This window comes from Gemmatimonadales bacterium (assembly GCA_030697825.1).
GTDB lineage: Bacteria > Gemmatimonadota > Gemmatimonadetes > Gemmatimonadales > JACORV01 > JACORV01.
This window is the reverse complement of record JAUYOW010000131.1, coordinates 1-3079: the sequence shown is the minus strand read 5'-3', so window position 1 is coordinate 3079 and position 3079 is coordinate 1. Positions and strand designations below refer to the sequence as shown.

Annotated in this window: 2 protein-coding genes; one reads left to right on the top strand and one right to left on the bottom strand. The window is 67.5% G+C overall.

Going from position 1 to position 3079, the window contains the following annotated elements:
* On the bottom strand, positions 1-2080 hold a 2080-nt coding region (locus Q8Q85_06790; protein MDP3773959.1), incomplete at its 3' end, for a hypothetical protein.
* 220 nt (positions 2081-2300) lie between these two features.
* Here Q8Q85_06790 and Q8Q85_06785 point away from each other — a divergent pair.
* Positions 2301-3079 (top strand): serine/threonine-protein kinase (locus Q8Q85_06785; protein MDP3773958.1); only part of this gene is annotated, 779 nt, incomplete at its 3' end.

Below are 3079 nucleotides of genomic sequence, written 5' to 3'. Positions count from 1 at the left end.
ACAACCCAGCGTTGGAGAGGAGCGGCACGCCGGCGGCACGCGCCACGTCTGCGAGGTGCGTGAAGTCCGCGTTGATTCCGGGCGTTAGGATTGTCCCAACGACGGTTCCCGTGCTATCCACAATTACAAGGGCGGCTGCGCGTGAATCACGAGCCAGGACTGACATCGTCACCTGAACCGCGGCAGCGCCCTCTTCATCCGCCCATGGATGGTTGGCACACGCCCAGACTACGTGTGCGCCGCGTGCTTTCGCGTCGTTGTACACGGGGCGATTGAACGGCTGAGCAATGCTGTTGGTGGTAATCAGGCCCGCCCTGATGCAGCCTCCTTCTGCGACCAGAGTAGCGGCCCGATTCCACCAGTACATGACGTAGTCGATACCGTCTGGAAGCCTGGGATTGCAGTGTCGCAACGCATCAACGTACCCATCGCCGAGAGCGTCCCTCTGCTTACCCTTACCCAGATACGGCGGATTCCCCACAATGAAGTCCGCTTTCGGCCATTCCGCGGGCCGCGGGTTCACGTACTCCATGTACGGCAACTTCGCTTTCGGATCGGGCACCAGCTTCCCCGTCACCGGATGCGTGATGCGTGGTGTGGGGTCGGGCCGGTCACGGCTCGGGTCGTGCCGGATCTCATCCCACGCCAGCACCGCGTCGCGGCACTCCAGCGTGCCGGTGTCCTGAAGGATCGGCTCGGGCGGCTGCACGTCGTGGTGCGCGCGCCAGAACTGGTGGAACCCGATCCACAACACCAGCTCGGCGATCTCCCGCGCCCACGGCTTGATCTCGATGCCGTGGAACTGCCACGGCCCCACCTCGGCCAGCCGCATCTCGTGCTTCCCGGTGACCTCCTCCAGCTCGCGCAGCACCTCCAGCTCTATCCGCTTCACGAGGTGCATCGTCACGTAGAGGAAGTTGCCGGAGCCGCACGCGGGATCGAGGAACTGAAGCGCCTTCATCCAGTCGTGGAACTCCCGCAGTCGCTTCTCGGCATCCTTCTTCTTCCCCGCCTCACGTAGCTGGAGCACCACGGCCTGCTCGGCCTTCCACCGCTCGCGGATCGGCTCCTCCACCGCTGGCCGGACCACCCGCTCGACGAACTCCCTCGGCGTGAACTCGGCGCCTAACCGATGCCGTTCGGCGGGGTTGAGCGCGCGGGTCAGCAGCGTGCCGAAGATCGCCGGCTCCACGTCCTGCCAGTCGGCCTCGGCCGCGAGGCTCAGGACCACGATGGCCTGCTTGGTGAGCGGCAGCGCTTCCGAGTCGCGGAAGAAGTGACCGTTGAAGCGCATCAGCTTCTTCCAGTCGAACTTCTCGCCGGCGTCCATCGCTTTCCACAATGCCTGCGCCTGCTCGGGGAACGCGGCCGGCTCGTCGGTGCAACGCGCGAGGATCTTGCGGAACGGCTCGCCGGGCAGCAGACCGATGTCCTCGGCGAACATCGTGAAGACACAGCGCATGATGAATCGCGCCACACGCTCCTGGTCGTTCCCGGCCTCCTCTAGCGCCCGGGCCAGGTTGGCCAGGTAGCCGGCCACCTCCTTGGTGACGGCCTGCGCGCGGGCCCGCGGATCGAGCGACCGCGGATCGGTCCAGATGGCGTGAAGAAGCTGCGCGTCCTCTGGCCGCTCGTGGAGTCTCGTGAGGTCGATGCGGCGGCCCGCCTGCCAGTCGCCGTAGTTGCCGTTCCACCGGTCCCAGACGATGAGTGTCCGGGCCACGTCCATCACCATCACGTACGGGGGCATGCCTCCGGGCGCGTAGGTGACGTAGTTGCGCACCTGCCCGAACGCGCGCCTGAGCAGCAGGTCGGAGGACCGGCCGGGCTCCTGGTCCTTGGCTTCGATCGCGAAGAAATCGCGGCGGAAGCAGTCGATGTAGTTCGCGACCTCGACGCCGTCCTTCGTAATGACCTTGATCGTGAGCTCGAGCTGGTAGCCGCTGCCGGCCGGGCCCGGGCCGTCAACGCCCAGCGCTTTGCACAGGTCGATGAGGTAGGGAGCGAAGTTGGCGCGCTCGGAGGCCTCGGCGTAGGCCCACTTGTCGGCCAGCGCTCGGAGGGCGGCGACGTTCGGCATGGGTCGAATATGCGGATTGGCCCCCCGCGAGTAAACTTGCGGCTCGGCTCGGTCGCTGAAGCGACGGAAGCGTTGGTGCGGCTTAAGCCGTAGGGCCGAGCAGCGGCTTTCAGCCGCTGGGGCGGGAGAGCCGGTCAACCGCCTCAGGACCGCCGCGACTGGCCCACCCGGTTCCCGGCCGGTATCTTCGGCCGGGCTCCCTCCATCCTCAAGAGGTACCGTGACAGACGCCGTGCAGCGCCTGTCGGCCGCGCTGGCCGACCGCTACCAGATCGAGCGGGAGCTCGGCGCGGGCGGGATGGCCACGGTGTACCTCGCCCACGACGTTCGCCACGACCGGAAGGTGGCGCTCAAGGTGCTGCGCCCCGAGCTGGCCGCGATCCTCGGTGGCGAGCGGTTCCTGAAGGAGATCCGGCTCACCGCCAACCTCCAGCACCCCCACATCCTGCCGCTGCACGACTCGGGCGAGGCCGAGGGCATCGTCTACTACGTGATGCCGTACGTCGAGGGCGAGAGTCTGCGCGACCGCCTGACGCGCGAGAAGCAGCTGCCGGTGGAGGACGCGGTACGGATCGCGCGGGAGGTGGCCGACGCGCTGGACTACGCGCACCGGCACCACGTGGTGCATCGGGACATCAAGCCCGAGAACATCCTGCTTCACGACGGCCGGGCACTGGTGGCGGACTTCGGGATCGCGCTGGCGGTCTCGAGCGCGGGCGGCGGGACCCGCATCACCGAGACGGGCATGTCGTTAGGCACGCCGCACTACATGAGCCCCGAGCAGGCGATGGGGGAGCGCGAGATCACGGCGAAGAGCGACGTGTACGCGCTGGGCTGCGTGCTGTACGAGATGCTCGCGGGGGAACCGCCGTTCACCGGCCCGACGGCGCAGGCGATCGTCGCGCGGGTGATGACCGAGCAGCCGCGTTCGCTGACGCTCCAGCGCAAGACGATCCCGCCGCACGTCGAGGCGGCGGTGACAACGGCGCTGCAGAAGCT